General features: G+C 39.2%; 12 protein-coding genes. 2 read left to right on the top strand and 10 right to left on the bottom strand.

What is annotated here, in order from left to right; all coding sequences use genetic code 11:
* Positions 1-94: 94 nt before the first annotated feature.
* The 10 genes from G4Y78_RS09585 to G4Y78_RS09540 form a co-directional block, all read right to left on the bottom strand.
* On the bottom strand, positions 95-1,117 hold the full coding sequence (locus G4Y78_RS09585; protein WP_163832808.1) for an AAA family ATPase: 1,023 nt from the start codon (positions 1,115-1,117) through the stop codon (positions 95-97).
* Complete coding sequence (locus G4Y78_RS09580) at positions 1,105-3,627, bottom strand: AMP-binding protein (protein WP_163832807.1); 2,523 nt, start codon at positions 3,625-3,627, stop codon at positions 1,105-1,107. The genes G4Y78_RS09585 and G4Y78_RS09580 overlap by 13 nt, the downstream gene beginning before the upstream one ends.
* The gene (locus G4Y78_RS09575; protein ID WP_163832806.1) at positions 3,624-4,034 is read right to left on the bottom strand and encodes a hypothetical protein; all 411 of its coding nucleotides are present in this window, start codon (positions 4,032-4,034) and stop codon (positions 3,624-3,626) included. Before G4Y78_RS09575 ends, G4Y78_RS09580 begins: the two co-directional genes overlap by 4 nt.
* Before the next feature lie 117 nt (positions 4,035-4,151).
* Positions 4,152-4,481: a hypothetical protein gene (locus G4Y78_RS09570; protein ID WP_163832805.1), complete on the bottom strand. Its 330-nt coding sequence runs from the start codon at positions 4,479-4,481 to the stop codon at positions 4,152-4,154.
* Positions 4,478-5,251 (bottom strand): class I SAM-dependent methyltransferase, encoded by a 774-nt coding sequence (locus G4Y78_RS09565; RefSeq protein ID WP_163832804.1) that lies wholly within the window; start codon positions 5,249-5,251, stop codon positions 4,478-4,480. Before G4Y78_RS09565 ends, G4Y78_RS09570 begins: the two co-directional genes overlap by 4 nt.
* Positions 5,251-7,149 carry an asparagine synthase (glutamine-hydrolyzing) gene (asnB, locus tag G4Y78_RS09560; protein WP_163832803.1) on the bottom strand — a complete coding sequence of 633 codons (1,899 nt, stop codon included), beginning with the start codon at positions 7,147-7,149 and terminating at the stop codon, positions 5,251-5,253. Before asnB ends, G4Y78_RS09565 begins: the two co-directional genes overlap by 1 nt.
* Positions 7,137-8,030, bottom strand: a complete 894-nt coding sequence (locus tag G4Y78_RS09555; RefSeq protein ID WP_163832802.1) for an alcohol dehydrogenase catalytic domain-containing protein — start codon at positions 8,028-8,030, stop codon at positions 7,137-7,139. Before G4Y78_RS09555 ends, asnB begins: the two co-directional genes overlap by 13 nt.
* A gap of 233 nt (positions 8,031-8,263) precedes the next feature.
* Positions 8,264-10,045, bottom strand: a complete 1,782-nt coding sequence (locus tag G4Y78_RS09550; RefSeq protein WP_163832801.1) for a reverse transcriptase family protein — start codon at positions 10,043-10,045, stop codon at positions 8,264-8,266.
* 441 nt (positions 10,046-10,486) lie between these two features.
* Positions 10,487-12,133 (bottom strand): SWIM zinc finger family protein, encoded by a 1,647-nt coding sequence (locus G4Y78_RS09545; RefSeq protein ID WP_163832800.1) that lies wholly within the window; start codon positions 12,131-12,133, stop codon positions 10,487-10,489.
* An 11-nt stretch (positions 12,134-12,144) separates the two neighbouring features.
* A complete protein-coding gene (locus tag G4Y78_RS09540; RefSeq protein WP_163832799.1) occupies positions 12,145-15,234 on the bottom strand; it encodes a HEAT repeat domain-containing protein in 3,090 nt (1,029 codons plus the stop codon).
* Between the two features lie 276 nt (positions 15,235-15,510).
* Here G4Y78_RS09540 and G4Y78_RS09535 point away from each other — a divergent pair, with 276 nt between their 5' ends.
* Both G4Y78_RS09535 and G4Y78_RS09530 read left to right on the top strand, forming a co-directional pair.
* Entirely contained in the window at positions 15,511-15,927 is a 417-nt protein-coding gene (locus G4Y78_RS09535) for a hypothetical protein (RefSeq protein WP_163832798.1), read from the top strand.
* Positions 15,928-15,942: 15 nt separating this feature from the next.
* Positions 15,943-17,364, top strand: a complete 1,422-nt coding sequence (locus tag G4Y78_RS09530; RefSeq protein WP_163832797.1) for a hemoblobin-interacting domain-containing protein — start codon at positions 15,943-15,945, stop codon at positions 17,362-17,364.
* Positions 17,365-17,499 lie beyond the last annotated feature (135 nt).

The following is a 17,499-nucleotide window of genomic DNA, read 5'->3' as shown; positions in this document are numbered from 1 at the left end:
AAGTATAATGAGCTATTCTGCTTTAGCTGCTTGCTCTATTTCCTTATTAGTTGCTGAATATGCCTACTATTAAAGTGATAAATAGATATTTAACTCAGTGATTTAATACCAGTTTTAATAGAGCTTTTAATGCCATCTCCTGCCTTTGCTGCCAATTTCCTCTGATTACAACTACTTGCTTCCTTTCATCACTCATTAATAAGCATTGTATGCGATCAAAAAATGCTTGGCCTTGTTCAGGTAAATAACGCATAGCATCTTTCACCCAAGGAACATCAGGATAACACAACAAATATAAGTCATATTGAGCTTGCTGAAAAAGTACATCAAGGGTTGATGTACTACAGTTAAATAAAAACTCACTCCATACTTTAGAAGCAATTACACCAGTATCTATAATCTGCAATGGACCTGCTCGGCTTTTAAGTATCTGTTCACTGGCTGCCTGGCCTTTAGCAATTGTTACTAAATCCTCTGTCGTTAGTTCAGCATGGTGATGTTCTAAAAATGTTCGGGCATATTCAGGTACGAAGCTGTCACTCCCTGGATAGCGTGAATCTATCTCCTGTGCCAACCACTCACTTAAAGTGCTTTTGCCCGTGCTTTCTGGCCCACAAATACACACTTGCTTGCGATAATAATTTTTAACTGGCTCAGGTAAATACTGCCAGTTTAGATAAGGGTTTTCCCTAATTTGAGTGGCAGATATTGGGTTTAGCTGACGGCTTGGATCAACAGGTACAAACACTGCCCCCAAACAGTCAGCTAATGGTTCTCCGTAACGCTCTGATGCAAATACAACATCAGGTGCCTGAGGCAACAGCCTCATTAAACTGTTTTGCCAAATCTGCCAAAATTGTGACGTTTCTCCTGGGTCTTGTGGATTATATTCCTCCAGCAATAAAAATTTGACCCCACCAAATAACGATTGCAGCCATTCAATGCGCAGACTTGCAGGTATCTGTTCTTCTGGCATAGCCTCTACCACTACAGTTAACTCATCAACATAGGCATTAGCAAAGGCAATTAAATATTGATGCCCGACATGTGGTGGATAAAATTTACCCAACACCAAACCATGCTTAATATTGTGGGTTGTAATAGTTACTGTTGCCATAAAGATTCCAAATATACTTGCAGATAATTATTATCTACTATAGGAAAAGCTAACTTTAATACTTGAGCATAGTGATCAGTAACATCCGACACTATTTTCATATTTGTCATTTTAAATAAACGCAAGGGATCCGTAGGGTTTTCAGGCTGCCAAATAAGCTGGCTTCGATTGTTTGATTGAGCACCAATCAGTAATGCTAAATCACTTGCTAACACAGGATTGGAATTGCAAATATGAAAAGTGCCCGACTCACTTTGCTGGCTAATACCCAACATTAATTTTGCAGCATAGTTAACTGGAGTAAAATCAACACAGACATTGGCAGGCAATTGACTAAAATCTGGCTTTAACAGTAAACGGGAGTTAAACCAATCTTTAATTGGTAAAGCACCTTGGTTGATGTTACCTGTTGCCATTAATTGCAATACATAATAGGTACCAGTAACATTCGTTTTTTGTAATTGCTGATAGTCTTTTAGCAGACTGGTATCTGCCGCACAGAGGTAAATATCACTGACTTGTTCAGCAACCGTCGTCCATTCTCTTTTAGTTAAGTTTAGGTATGGCTGACAAATATCTCCTGCTAAGATTACCACCCTACTCCAATTAATATTTACTCCTTGATTTTGACAATGTTGATACAGCCTTGATTTATCACCACGCACCAGACAATAAATAGTTCGTTCTTGCAAACTCAATAAACTAAGTAATTCAGCCCCTAACAACCCTGTAGCGCCAGTTAATAATACAGCATTATACTGTTTTTTTTTCGTGGTTAGCTTAATAACGGGGTATTGTAGTAACATTTGATTTAACAAATCAGCACTTATCCCGTTACTATTATTAGTTACACCTTCAGGGCGATTCTTACGTTGTATACTATACCACTCAGTAATTGCCTTTATGGATACATTTTTCAATAATTGCTGATAAGATATTTGTAAACCCAATCGCTTTAGTCCCATTAATAATTCTAACCATTGCATTGAGCTGAGTGACCATTTTTGTAAATTATCTTCAAGCTGAATGGCAGGTTGCTGCAACACCTGTCGAATCAGTGTGAGTTCAGGACAAGCAGGTGTTTTAAGTTGTTGTTGCTCATAGCCACTAACAAGTTCTGCTTGACTGATTTTTTGGTTTTGACTTCTGGGTAACTTTGGCAGCAGCAGCCATTGCTGAGGACACATCCATTGGGGAAATCGTTTTAATAACCAAGCCTGCAGCAACTTATAATCCAACTCAGGTGCAACAGCAGCGACTAGTTGTTGTTTATATTTAAAGACATAAGCTTCCGATACATAAGCATAGCGTAACAACATCTGCTCAATTTCTTCAGGACAAATTAATTGACCATACAGTTTGAATTGACGATCGAGTCTTCCTAAAAACTGAAAGTTTTGCTCAACCTGACGTACTAAATCACCTGTTCGATACCCTTTTCGTCCTTTAAATTGAACAAACCGCCTAATACTTCTATTGCCATTTAAATAACCTACAGCAACACCTAAACCAGTAATTAACAGTTCACCCTGTTGCCCTGGAGATACTGGTTGCAACTGATCATCCACCACCCAATACTGTAGGTGTTTTAGTGGTTGACCAATCCAGTTAGCAGCTGACTCTTTGCCTGATACCAAATACATACTACTACAGATTGTTGTTTCTGAAGGACCATAAGCGATCACCAAACGTTTTAACTGTCCCCAATTGCGTAATGCTTCAAAGTCACAAACTTCTCCACCCACTAACAGAGTATGCAAACAATTCGGAGCCAATTGAATATCAAGGGTAGATAATAGCACAGCAGGCAAATCAACATAGTTAATATTATTATCTGCAATAAACTGCAATAGTTTGTCAGGTGATATATTATTATCAGCAATTAAAGTTGCTCCTGCTAATAAAGTTACCCAAATATCGGCAATTGAAGCATCAAAACCAGGATGATGAAGCCATAAACAACGTTCACCGGGTTTTAGCTGAGTAAAGTCGATTTGTTGGGTAATAACAGCAGGCAAACCAGCAAATGGCACTAAAACTCCTTTGGGTTCACCACTAGACCCTGAAGTAAAAATCACATACGCTATATCACTTGAGAGCGGTTCTCTATAACTATTATTTGTAACACTATTTTTCCCATTATCAATATTAACAACCAGCCACTGTTTAATACCATTATTCATTAAATCAATTACAATTGAATCGGTAATAATACCAACTGCTTGAGAATAAATGAGAAATTGCTGTTTTCTTTTGACTGGCCAGTCCGGTGGAAGCGGCATAAAAGCAGCTCCTACTAACCAACAAGCTAGTTGATTAACAACCAAGTTATTGCTTTTAGACAAGTGTAAACCTATGACCTGCCCCGGCTTAACACCCTGCTGTTTTAAAAAACAGGCTATGGTATTGGCCTGATTCCATAGTTCATAATAAGTCAGTTTAAACCCACCAATAACTAAAGCTAATCTTTCAGGATGGGCCAGTACTTGCTGATAAAATAAGCTGATCATAGCCTAATATAATCTTGTAAAGCAGCACCATGGGAACGATTATCAACATTTGGCGCACCCAAGTGCTGTTGTTCATCTATCAAATAAACTAAGCGAAAGTCAATACTAAAACGTGACAGGTTACGTGTTTGCTTAAGTGTACGGTGATAGTGCGCACCAGAAAAAAATAAAACTTCAGCTTGCTTACAGCAAATATTTATTCGCTTTCCTAATATTACATCTGTCGTAGATTGGGGATAAACAGCCGACAAACCAGTATCTTTTTTTTGCCAGCCAATTATTTTATGATTATTACCACTACGCCATTGGTCATAGTTAAATACTTCAGAATTGTTTGGTACAGACTGGCTAAACCAATCTGGATAAATTTCAAATGTTTGATGGCTGGCTTGATCATGTAAAGGCAACCAACCAACAATTACACTTTGACCATGCCCATACCAAGTATCTCGATAGAGATAATAAACTGCTTTTGCTTGCTCTGGGAGATGTACATTATGGCGAATAGCACGTAGCCTAAGTGGTTAAAAAGCCACCTCACCTGACTTAAAACCCAAACTTAACAAGAAATCTGACAATAGCCCATTATATTTTTGTTGTTCAAAAAGTTTACGTCGAATGCACTTCATACCAGCAAAAAAATCAGCTTCAGATAATAGGCTATGGATATTTACCAACTCACTAAAACCAAACACATCAACCTTAAATGTTTCCAATAATAATTGCTGAACAGAATTCACTAGGTCAAGCGAAGTTTGATTGGCGGGTAGCTTATATATTTCCCCTTGATATAGACTGCTCCTCCATACTTCATTGTTTGTAACAACATAATCATGAGTAATAATGTTGATCATAGCCGCTGTCCTACTACAATGCACCTTGGACTATCCAACGACAATGGCTGCCCATCAACATCACCAAATAATCTCACCCGAGAAAAGCCAGCCACTTCAAATAATGACATCAGTTGAGCAGGAGAATACAACTTTACTTCACTCTGATAATGAACACGTTCACCTTCTTCTATAAAGTAGTACCAATCTTTTTTGAGAATATCATGCTCAAAGTCGATCTCACTATGCCGAACAAGCACAAGTTCCTCACAGTTATTATTCCTTTTGATTTTTGTCATCACATCAGCTTGAAAATCTCGATATAGCTTAGGCACATTCATAAAGTCCAAGGCAAAATGGCCCTCTACTTTTAAAGATTCATAGGCTCGGTTAATCATCTGTAGGTTAAGGTTATCATCTGCCGTATAGCCAAAACTTGTCCACCAATTGATGGCTACATCTGCTGTCTTTGGTAAAGCGAAGTTAAAAGCATCATCACAATAAAGCTGTATTTCCAGTTTATGTTTATTGGCTTTTTTGGCTGCAAGCTCAATATATTCAGGGACTATATCAACACCAACTACTTCATGTTGTTTCGCAAGTTGCAATGCGAGCCGACCAGTGCCACAACATTGATCTAAAACTTTCTGACCAGAATGTAAACCAAGCTCCTGCTGTAAAAAATTTATTATTTTTTTAGCATTTAGCGAGTCAGTATTTTCTAACAAAATATCAGCTAAGTTCTTGTCGTATAGCTGGTACCACCATTTTTTTTGGGAGCAACCAAACACTAACATAGCTCCATATCAGTTAATTTAAAACGATTTTGTAGTGCAGCAAATGACAGTAGCATCATTAAAACAGGGTCTCGCCGTTTTTGCTCGGACACAGGAGCTACCCACCCTTCCTTTAGCCAGCGTAATACTTTTGCTTGATCAAACACAGGGTTATACTTAAATGATTCGGTTGATAAACAATCAATAATTCTTTCATAACGCGAGTAGCTCAATCCGCTCAAGATAGGTGGTGCAATAAATGGATGTTTTTGCCTATTGATGATGGCACTTGGCAATACACCAGCTAAACTTTCACGCAAAACTTGCTTAGTATTCAAGCTATTAAGTTTGCTTTCAGTACTCAATCCTGCAGCAAATGTAAATAGTTGGTGATCCAAAAAGGGTAGTCGGCCTTCGATTGAAAAAGCCATTTCCATTCCATCGCCTAAGGTACGCAAAATATAATTAGCCAATGCAAGCTCAGTCCAGATTAAATTTGCTAGTTGACTAGGAGGCAGTTTGTTCGAATACTTGGCTAATAAGCGCTTTTGGTAAAAATGTTGATTAGTGGCATCAGCAAATTCCCCCTTAAAGAGTTCACCCAGTATTTGGATAAAATTAAATTTTGCTGCTAAAAAACTAGGAACAAACTGATTAAACTTTTTTTTATCATGATTATCAGCAAGCATTAATCCTGCTTGTAACGAGTGTGTTGTTGTCAGCTGAGCAAGTTTATCTTTACTTTCACTACCCACCAGCTCATGACGACAATAATCTTGTAGTAAGTGTGCATACCCCATAAATGCCTCATCAGCACCTTCACCAGACATCACCACTTTAAAGCCGTCAATTGCTATTGCTTTATTTAACAAAAATTTTCCCACATACTGACCATTAATCGCTAACCCTTCTGAAAAATATGCCGCATCTTCAATATAATCAATTAGGTCGTCTCTACTAACCTTAACCTGATGCAAACGATAACCTTGTTGTTTAGCGAACTGTTGAGCTAACTGATATTCGTTATAATCATTCTCATCAAAAGCAACACTATAACAATCTGGTTCATAAGTTAATTCTCTAGCAGCTAATGCGACAATAGCACTGGAATCTAATCCACCACTTAAGCTAAAGGCGCAACGTTTTTGTGAAGGTATACGAATATTGATAGCCTGAATAATGCGTTCAAGTGTCTGTTCCGGTTTTGACTTTTGTGAAAAGTCCATTATCCAATACTGATACAATTGAGCATTACCTTGTTTGATAAGCAACATATGGCCAGGGGGTAATTGCTTTAAACCAGAAAATAAACTGCTACCTGGTAATAAATATTGGTGGCTGAAGCTTTCCGCTAATCCCTGTTGACTCCATTTTCTGACAAACCCTGCTGCAAATAATGCTTTTGCTTCAGAGCCTAAATACCAACGCACATGCTTGTTACTACTATTTTTTTCTCCATATTCTGCTTGGCCATATAACAATGGCTTAATCCCAAACCGATCACGCACGGCAATTATTAATGCTTGCTTTTTATCCCAAAGTACTAACGCAAACTCTCCACGCAAATGATGGACAAAGTCAAGTCCATAGCATTGATAAAGTGCAATAACCAATTCACTGTCGCATTGAGTTTGAAATTGATAGCCTTTCTGTTGAAGTGATTGCCGAAGAGCTTGATACGGGTACAGCTCACCATTAACTACCGCAATATATTGGCCGTCTGCACTATATAGCGGCTGTAAATCTTCTTTAGCACCCTCAATCGCTAAACGATTATGACACATCAATAAATCAGGCTGATAATAATGAGCACAGCCATCTGGACCACGATGATGCATAGCACAGTGAATAGCAGGAATGAGTTTTCTATTAATCCGATGATAACTATCTTGTATAACGACTAACCCGCACATGGCATTAAAAAGACTTTTTTTGCTGAGTCAGCCTTAAATGCCTCAGCAAATCGATCCAGTGAAAAGCTAGGGCCAAGAAAGGACATAAGCATCTGGTGGTGACTTTCAATAAACTTTAGCACTTTAATAAATGGTGCATAGTTTACGCCTAACAAGGTCAATCGTCGTTGCACAATTTCGGCATAACACACTTTAGATAAAAAAGGTGAACGGCTCTTAATAATTATTAAACCACCTGGCTTTACCAGGTTTATGGGTAACTGCTCATTGATAAATGAGGTAATTATCAGTACATCTACCGGATATTCTTTGTTTGCAGTGACAACATCCAAGCCTGCTGTTGATAAAATAAACTGACATAACATTGCAATACGGTCTGAACCAATTACACCAACTTGTTGCTGTGATTGAATACCACAGTTTAAAATAGATAACATTGCCGCAACCGGTTCAGCATAAGCAACAAGCTTATCAGGTATATTATCTGACACCTGATAGCATTGAGTTGCTGATACCTTAATATATTCAGCAAATGCGCCAGGTGCGTTAATTCCCAGTAAGCCACTGCTACCGCATAAATAGTCATTACCAGACTGGCAAACACTACACTTACCGCAAGCTAATACTGGGTTAACAGCCGCCCGTTGCCCAGGAAAAAAATTAGTTACCTTATTTCCTGTTGCGATCACTTTACCACAAAACTCATGGCCAAAAGCACTTCCCTCACAACCAGGAATAGCACCCTCAGCCACTAATAGGTCAGTTCGACATAACCCCGCTTGCAAGACTTGTAGCAATACTTCATCGTCACCTGTTATTGTGGGCACAGGTAGCTGAGTAATAATAGTCTTACCTGACTGATATACCAACGCTTTCATCATTTGGTATCACTACTCTCCTTGTCAACATATGCATGCTTTTAATAATTTTATCTTAGGGCCTGTTAACACTATTTGAATCACAGCCCTAGTTACAATAAAAAATCCTTTATCTTAAAAATTCGCAGAAATAGGTTGTAAATGTATTTATAACATAAAACAACTATGTTCAACGGTAAATTTAAAAAAACTAAAAAGTTATTACACACTTTATATTATAACTTTAAAGGTCAGTTTTAGTTAAAAATCATCAGTAGCAATAACAACAAGCCAATCCAAAAAATGACCCAATAATGATGTTTGTCAAACTGAAACTGTTGTGTTTTTGGTTTAGTATGTATTTGTACTGGCGGCTGAACTTGCTCAACTAAAGGCTGTTTTTTATCAGCTTGCTGCTCTGCTGAACATTCAACTTTTTCCTGTTGTTTTTCAGCTTCTAGTTGCAGTGATGTTAATTCTTTTACTGGGGGCTGCTTTTCAGCAGGTTGCCACCAACTATCACGTGGTGCCTCACCTTTCATTGCTTTTTGTTTAAATAACTTACGGTTTAAAGCCATTACTCGTTTTGGACTTACTTGAAAACCCTGTTGCTGTTTTATTTTTGCCACTTGCTGTTGTAGCTTTACTCCTTTTTCAGGTGAAACCATGGCTACATAATTGGCATACCCATCAATCGATGGAATTAATGCTGCAGACTCCTTCCCAGATTTTGTTCCCCAAGATTTCCCCGTGATACCATCCTTTTCAATTTGAAATAATAACGCACGGAACCTCTTTAAAGTCCGCCGGTCAACCGAAGGTTTATCATTTACTACCACCCCCGTAACCTCCTGTCGTTTATGTCGGTACATCACTCGGGTTTTATTAGGGTGAACAGCAAACCCTTCTTCTTTAACAATTCGTTTAATTCGCCACAGCAGTTGACGTACTTTTGCTGGTTCTCCCTGCTCACTGGAAAAGCTCAGATCATCAGCATATCGCGTATAAGCAAAGCCCAGCTTTTGTGCAGTCCCTAAAATGCGTTTATCCAAACGGCGGCAAATAATATTGGTTAATGCTGGGCTGCTAGGGGCACCTTGTGGTAAATGTCGTACTCCTTGCCCAACAAAGTACTGCTTACCATCCAGTTCTACCGGGGTGACTGTTTGTGCGGTGGTGATTAAGGCCAATACAGTTGCAATACCTTCCCCATAGCCCAAATGACTAAAAACACCTTTCACTCTTGGGTAGCTAATAGTTGGGAAAAAATCAGCTAAATCCATATTAATCACTACCGCTTTTCCTACATGGGGTTCAGCATTTGATACGATAGAGCGCTTGGTAACAAAGCCATGGGCAGCATCATGTAATGCAACAGACTCTAAAATATTAGCTTGAACCCAATATTGAACTCGTTTTAACCGTGGCATTGGTGCTGATATAAGTCGGGTACCACCGTTTTTTTTAGGCAACAAAAAGTGTTGATAATGGGAAACTTGACTGACATTACGTGAAAATGCCAAAAATCTTAATTCAGCCAAACTAACACCCATCATGGTTGCTAACTGCAAGTAACTCTTAATGATAGGTAAATGATTGTCTAATAAACGTGCTTGTTGGGCTTCTACACTATCCAGCCGACTGGATACTTTTTCGCCTAAATATGACAGCGTTTGTTGGCTTTTATTATACCAGGCAAGGCTTCGTTGATAACGCTCCTCTGCTTGATGTTGCCGCGTCACCTCACGCTTATCTCTTGCCTCCTTCATACGTTGTTTATGCATTGCTTTCAATGCTTTTTCAGGATTTTTTAACTGCCGCTGCTTCGCCAGTAGTTCACGCAGTTCCCGCTCTAACTCACCCTGCTTTATGATTAAAGATTCCGATAAGCTAGGACGATCTTCTGATGCATCCCAAAAACCCAGCCGCTTCATTTCCGCTAAAATATATTCATCTTTACTGCTTTCACGAATTCGGTCGTACAACTGTTGACGAGTCAGCCTAGAGGGTGATGCTGGCGTGGATTGTTGGTCAGACATAACAAGCACTCCGAAAATAACTGGCTTTTAGAAATAATAAAATGGAGAAAATAGTAATCAAACAGTGCAATAAAGGCCTATAAAACCGCAGAAATTTTAGCCAGCGAGAAATAAAAGAGGGAATAAAGGAGAATAAATAAGAAAAAACTATAGCGCAGCGAGCAGCCTTCGTAGAATCCTGAAGACTGGATTGCTCAACTCGACGCCGAACTGCACTACTATCACTCATTCGCTTCAGGGAAGCCATACCGCAATAGTGATAGTAGTGTATGTTCGGCCCAGTTAAGAGCAAGCCAGTGATGCGTGGGCTGTCATTAAGTAAGAACGGCGATCCACCGCTCATAACGCAAGGTAGTTGCTCTACTACACTACAGTTGTTATCTAGTATATCAGTCTTTTGCTGACCTCGCAAAGCCTGGGTGGAGAACATAGCGCACATCATCAGCTTTCACTACCTTGCTCTGCTTGTAACAACCTTAATGCCAAGATGTGTTCACATGGTCCCTTATACAACTTATTGCGTATATAATGACTACACTCACAGGTGGCTTGGGTTAAACGGCGATCACCATCAATGACTAATTCAACAGGTAATAGTTTGCCATTATCTGTCACTTGGCCTACTACTTTAATACCATCTGCATAAGCTTTTTTCTGTTTCAATTTTACCAGATGCGCTTTTAAAAAACGTTGTGCTTTTTCCTCTTGCGGGCTGGCAAACCGTAGGGCATCAACAGGTAAAGGATTTCGACTTAACTCTCGACAACGAAATACATCAGCAGCCAAGTCATAAATCACTTTACCTGTCTGACTATAGGCACTCAAAGCACTGATAATAACGCTCCGTTCAAGTTTCAGACTTGCAGCTAATTGGTCAGTGCTTGCTGCCCAACATTTTTGCAACTGTTTAAATACCATTGCTTTAGTTTCAGTATCAACATCATCTCGGCTGGTCATTAGATTAAATTCACCCATGCGAGACCAATCATTACTGGTCCAACCAGATAGGCCTAAAGTAAAACGTAAATCGCCTAAGTCAGCAATAAAAAAAGAAGGCAAGCCTGTGCCCAGCAAACGCATTTTAAATTGCCGGGCATAAGGTAACAAACGCTCTAACATAAATAAGCGTCGACGCCCCCAAATGCGTATTTCCCGTTCCTCTGTTCCTTGGTAAATGGACCGATGAAAGGTAATTGCATGCTCCCAAGGTTCTAAAGTCACTTTTACAGGTTGACCTGGTAACAGTTGAAAGCGTAGTGACCTTGGTCCATGCCGTTCTTTATTTCGTTTGAGTTGAAATAACAGGTTATGTATGTCCATTGTGTGTAAGTCGGCTTCGACCATCGGTAATGTCATAGCAGAACTGACTTGTAAAAAACCTCTCACCCAACTTTCTGGCAAGTCAATTTTTTCTTCAATAAATTGTTCAGATCCAGTGGTAGCCACAGCAAAACCTGTAGGATCTATTTTTAGCTCTGTTTTGCGGTAATCACGAATTTTTTGAAACTCATTATAAAGCCCGGCAGAATAATCAATATTAGTTGTACCATAAGCATGGTCAGTAATATTTTTAAATACATCATAATTACAACTTAAACAGCCGTAGGCAGACTCATCCTGACTAAAACACTCAAACATCACCTGGTCTGGATGAACAGTTATCACCGGATCAAGTACAAACCAAGCATCATAATCATGTTTATAAAGCCACTTAAAATAAGCATTTTGGGCTTTATAATAAGGTGCCATCACTTTACTTTGCTGCTTACGAACATCTGCCAGCCCAGACCTGACTTCATCTATACGACGATTAACTACCTGTTGCTGAGCCAAATAATCAGCTAATAAATGTTGTTCATGTTGTTTTAGCCACTCAAAATATTCAGTGCGGTCTTTAGGATGAAAACGTAAATCAGACACAACAACTGCATTCAAAGCAGATATCGATTCCCTAAAAGGCAAATGCTGAGCTAGCTCTGCGACAAAATAGGTGGGTTCACGCAAGGTATCAGGTGCAAAACTAAGCTCACTTTGGGTAGCACTATGGCTTACTGCCGAACCACCAAAAAAGCGGTAATTAAATTCCATCCTCTGCCCTCTTATACTACAGACTTAATAGGAAAACTGTCTGCATTAATAACAGACGACAGCTGCGGATAATGCTGTTGCAGCCGCAATAATGCTTCAATAATAGTGGCTTTATCTTTTAACACCACAGTCAAAGACAAGTGATTGAATAGCTCAACAGCCATTTTGGCAACCTGTTCGTTGTCTAGAGCTTCTTTAATTAAGAAATTAAATATTCGTTCTTTCGTTACTCTGCTGCGATTGACTTGAGATAATACAGTTATAAAATAGTGTTTAAGCGCTAAAACTCGTTCAGGCTGCCCTGCCGCATAATCATCTAAAAAATTGCTGATAAACAATTGTATATTCGTTGCAGGATGTTGACTTAACTGCATTAGCAGCTGAGGCCCTAATTCTGGAGTAAAATACTGAGTAATTAGCTCACGACCAAACTGTTGTACCGTTTCTTCTACATGATCGACCAAATGCACTAATAGTTCAGGCTCCCAGTCACTCGCTGTGAACTGTTGGCGAAAATAATCCAATGAAAAAATCCTCACCTCATCCCATTCTGTTACTAAAATACGCAAAGCATCTATTTTGGCCGCTTTAATGCGTGAAGGATATTGCCGATAAGCTTGCATCACTTGCTGCCTGACAGCCGCCAGCGGGTGATTCCCTAGTACTGCCCATTGCCGAATAGAAAACTGCTCAAAATGTTGTTCAAATAGCAACACTCCCAATCGTTGGGCACCTCTAGAGCAAGCTTGCAATAAACGCCAAGTAATGTCCTTATCTAACCGCTGAATCGCTGAACTAAGCTGGTCAGACAATAAATAGATAACATCATCATGAATCCCTTCAGCAGTTTCAGACCGAAACAGCACAGGTAACAACTGTTGTACAACTTCATCAGCAAATTGCCGATCAGCCTGTGCTAATCGTACTAATAAGGGTATTGCTGCCTGACGCAAGTCTGTATCAGTTGATTGTGCATAATCCACTATCATGGCAGCCTGTTGACGTAGCTCATGATCAGTCATTTTAGCTAACAGTCGAATCCCCATTGCCCGAAGCTCAGGGGACTCGCTTTGAGCAATCCTCCTTAATAACTGGTCAGGTAAGTCAGCATAACTGATATTATTAGCTACTAATAATCGAGCACCGAATAGTTGTAACGGTGGTTGATCTGAAGCCAACAATTGCTCAATTTTATCAAGCGACAGTTGTCTACTAGTTGTTATTAACTTTTCGCAAAACAACCAGCTGATATCGTCAATAACATCTATTAACAGAGCATTTTCCATATTGTTCAACACTGCTAACAGCTCGGGAAAAAGCGTTGTAGCATTCAGCTGCTGAATTTGATATTGCTGATCTTTTGCCCATTGCCGCACGTCTTGATAAGGGCTGACAATCAAAACTACCCACAGCTGAATTAATGTAACAAGTTCTGGTTGCCTAACAATAGCTAACCAACTCAAAGCTTGTTCCCTTGCTTCAACAATGGATGCATTTAGAAACCCGAAAATAACTCGCCAGTCAGGCTGGTTAGTATCAAAGTGGCTTACCACGTGCTGAAAAGCTAACGTCACTGTTTCCTGATAAGCAGATGCCAGTAAACACAACCAGTCTTCTATTAAGATTTGCTGACAAAATGTGGGATGTCTTTGGATAGCTCTCACGGCAAACTGATGAACCAGGATACAGTGGTTATTTTGTAGTAATCCCAACAGTCGTTCTGGTTGACCATCCCACAATTCCGGAAATGCTTCACCAGTCAATTCTTGCGGTTCTGATGCATCAGTTGTAGATACTCTATGCCAAGCTCGTTTACTGGTACCTAAAGCATACTGCTGATTATGGCGGTGTAAAATAAAGTTAAATGCTAAATAAGTAGCAAAACTATCATAATATTTACTGGCTACCTGCACTCTGCGCCAGTGATGACCTTCCTGAGACCAATGATAATTTTCTGATCGACGTTCATCCTGTCCATCAAAATCTGTTACTGCATTTAATACACCTACCGCTACATCAAGGTAACGACTGTCACCCGCCTCCCCTAAACGCTTCAATAGTCGTATACTACGTCGACGTAAATAGTCTCGGGTACGTTGAGAATAGGCTAAACGACTATCTTTTTTATTTACTTCACTGGCCACACTGACCGATTGCCAAGTACCTGGTAAATACGCTCTCCCATATTCTGAATAAAAGAAAGCGCTGGTTTGATCAAGGCGTTTAAACAGTACTCCCAACATCTTGCCATCTAAACGTAACTCGGCCGCTTTTAACAAGTGACGAAAAGCCTTGAAAAAATTGGGCTGCATTGGCAAACATCCCATTACTAACAATAATGCTTGGTGCCAAATAGGGTTGTGGCTTGCTATTTGATAGGCAGGTAGCAGAATATTAGCCTGTTGTCCTTGTTGACCAATAGTTACTAATAGACAGTCTGCCAGTGTTTTTTCCTGATCAGCCCCCCAAGCAGCTTGTAAAATCTCAGGTAATTCCTTAATCAAATCTTGTAAGTACTTAGTACGGTCTGTAGGGCTAGCACAAAGCAACCACGCTTCACGCGCAATTCGTGCTACTGCTTCATTTTTATGCTGACACAAAGTAAGTAGTACATCACTGACTTTATTATTGGCCAGACGGCCTAATGCCCAAGCAATACAATAATCTTGTCGTGGTTTACTCTTACCTACTAGAGTAACGAGGTGATCAGACGCTTTAACTAAACCCAGCTCACCAATTCGCCAAATAGCACGAGTACGCACTTTTGCAGACTTATCATTAAGCTTGGTTAATAAATGCTGCTCTCGGCTAACACTTTCTGAAGCAATAGCTACTTCATCAGTTTGGCCAGTCTCTTGAGCAATATAACCTTTGTTCTGTTTGTTAACGACTATACTGGTGTAAATTTCCTCAGCTACTGCAAGTGTGACAGGGCTAGGTGTTTTGGTACCCTCCCGCAGTCGTGAGCCTCGTCTTCCATAACGAAAATTGATTAAATAACGTTCAGCACTGGCTGAACCACACTCACACAAGTCTACTTCATATACTTTATCTGAATTACCTTGCTGGTAATACAACGTCACTTTACGCACAAGCTTCATAGGATAACCAGTTGTCAATGGTTTAATTAAACTGCCTAGTATAAGACAAATGAGGTCAGCATGTATTAGTTTAATCCTCGTAAATGGAGAAAAAGGTTTCAAAACCAAATGATAATGATTATTATTGAACTGTTAAAATAGAGCTAATCCACTATGGACTTCTGAAGTAAATAAAAGGATTTTTAACTAAGCAATACAAAACAAACCGCAGATAAATAATCACTCACACACTATCTATACAATTTCTCTTGTATAAAAAACAACAGCAAAGGAGTCATGATGAATTGCCTTAAATCGATCAAATTGAGCAATGGACTGCTATTTATATCCACTCTCACGACAGTATCTTTTCCCTTTTACGCTAATGCAGAGCTGAATAATAATGTTATTGCGCAAAATACAGAGTATCACCAAGATCTTACCGTGAATAACCACTTCGATAACAGCAGCTATTTAGCCACTGATGACTCTGGCATTCTTAATATTGAACACACAGCATTTGCCGTTATTCGACTAAAAAAAACACTACCAGCTGGCGTACAGTTTTCCCTGAATGGTGAAGCTGTTGTCTTCCAAAAGGTCAATTCAGCTGGAACTGTATTAAAGTGCGAAGTAGATAATTTTCGGGATAAATGGCTAGAGATTACCGGGCCACAAATTGATATTCGCCAATTACTCTCATTTAAAGACTGATATAGAGGCCCTATTATGATCAGCAAACTCAAATATCTAGTTACTTTTTTGTTGTTGACAGATCTTCCTTTTGCGTTTAGTACTCCTTATGAAATACACGGCTATCTTCGTATGTCTGTTTTTGAGTACCACACCCGTTATTATGATGAAAATGGTAATATTAAAGTTTATCCCCGACAAACGCAGATTGACTTAACTGCTGATAACACAGAAATTCAATATTTGTTTAGTGATGATACACCTCTTGGTCAGGATATTGTGATTAATTTTACAACTGACTCTAAGTGGGAAAATGCGGTATATAAAGTAGCTAAAACTGATGATCTGAGTAATCCTGCAAGAGAAAGGGAACTCATTTGGCGATTACAGGATAACTCGATAATTATTGATGCTAACTCAACACCTTTAGCTGGTTATAATGGACAACATGAAATCGTGGTCAGAGCTCATGGTTATGCTCCTCGTTATCTGAATATACACCTGGTTCAAGACGCACCTCGTATTTATGTATCTAATGGTAGAAAGCCTACAACCGGTGAAGAGCTTCGACTTAAATTGAAAGATTTTTCCTATCGACTAGTAAATCCCATTTATGAGGTAAAGCTTGATGATCAAGTACTGAATAGTACTGATTATCGGGTGATTTCAAACTTGATTACCCTTGAAAAACATGTCGTGCGTACCCCAGGTTTACACACTATTATTATTAAAGCATGGGGCTTTAAAGATGCCAAAAGAACCTTAAAATTCTACAAAGATCACCCCCCTTTGTCAGGAGCTTCCCTTACAGCCTCCGAAAACTCTGCAATTGATGCCTCCTCTGTAACTTCAGCTGAGTCAGGGCCTTTTATGAATGCAGCGGTGGTATTTAATTTTGACTTGATAAGCAATGCACTTATTTTACAAAAACTAGGTCTGGATACTCAGGCAGTCAATCAAATCATTGATGCTTGGGAAAACACAGATAAAACCATGGTAAGAGCAGCAGGGCAAACCCAATTTTATAGCTGGGAAGATTACACTTATGAAGCCATGGAAGCAGAAGTAACCGGTGATTATCTTAGCTTTGAAGACTTTTTAACGCTTCCACCCAATGAGTATTTAGGTAGACCTTATCAGATTAAGTTTATGCTCAATGATGGACATTTTGGCGAAGCCATTGCATTTAATCAGGCAATTGCGATAGACCCTCCAGCAGTCGATTTTAATATAGAATCAACTACTGGCAATGTTGTTATTCGAGCTGATGCGCCATTCTGGTTAGAAAAAGTTCAGCGGATTAAAGTCGGAGCCACTCAGCTTTGGGACTACGAATATACCATAAATAATAGTGTTATTCGTATTCTTAACCAAGATCGATTTATGTCAGGGGATAATCTAGTGACAATTATCGCTGATGGTTATCGGGATTTAGAATTAACTATTGTTTTAGATTAAAATTACACCTTGTGTGATTATAGTAAAAGCTTTCCTAATTAGTGCCTGACAGAAAAAGCCGTAAATTGCTCTTAGGATTATAAATTGTTTAACAATATGCTTATTAACAATAGCTATTTTTGCTAGCAAAAATAG

The organism is Spartinivicinus ruber (assembly GCF_011009015.1).
GTDB lineage: Bacteria > Pseudomonadota > Gammaproteobacteria > Pseudomonadales > Zooshikellaceae > Spartinivicinus > Spartinivicinus ruber.
This window is presented reverse-complemented; position numbering and strand designations above follow the sequence as displayed.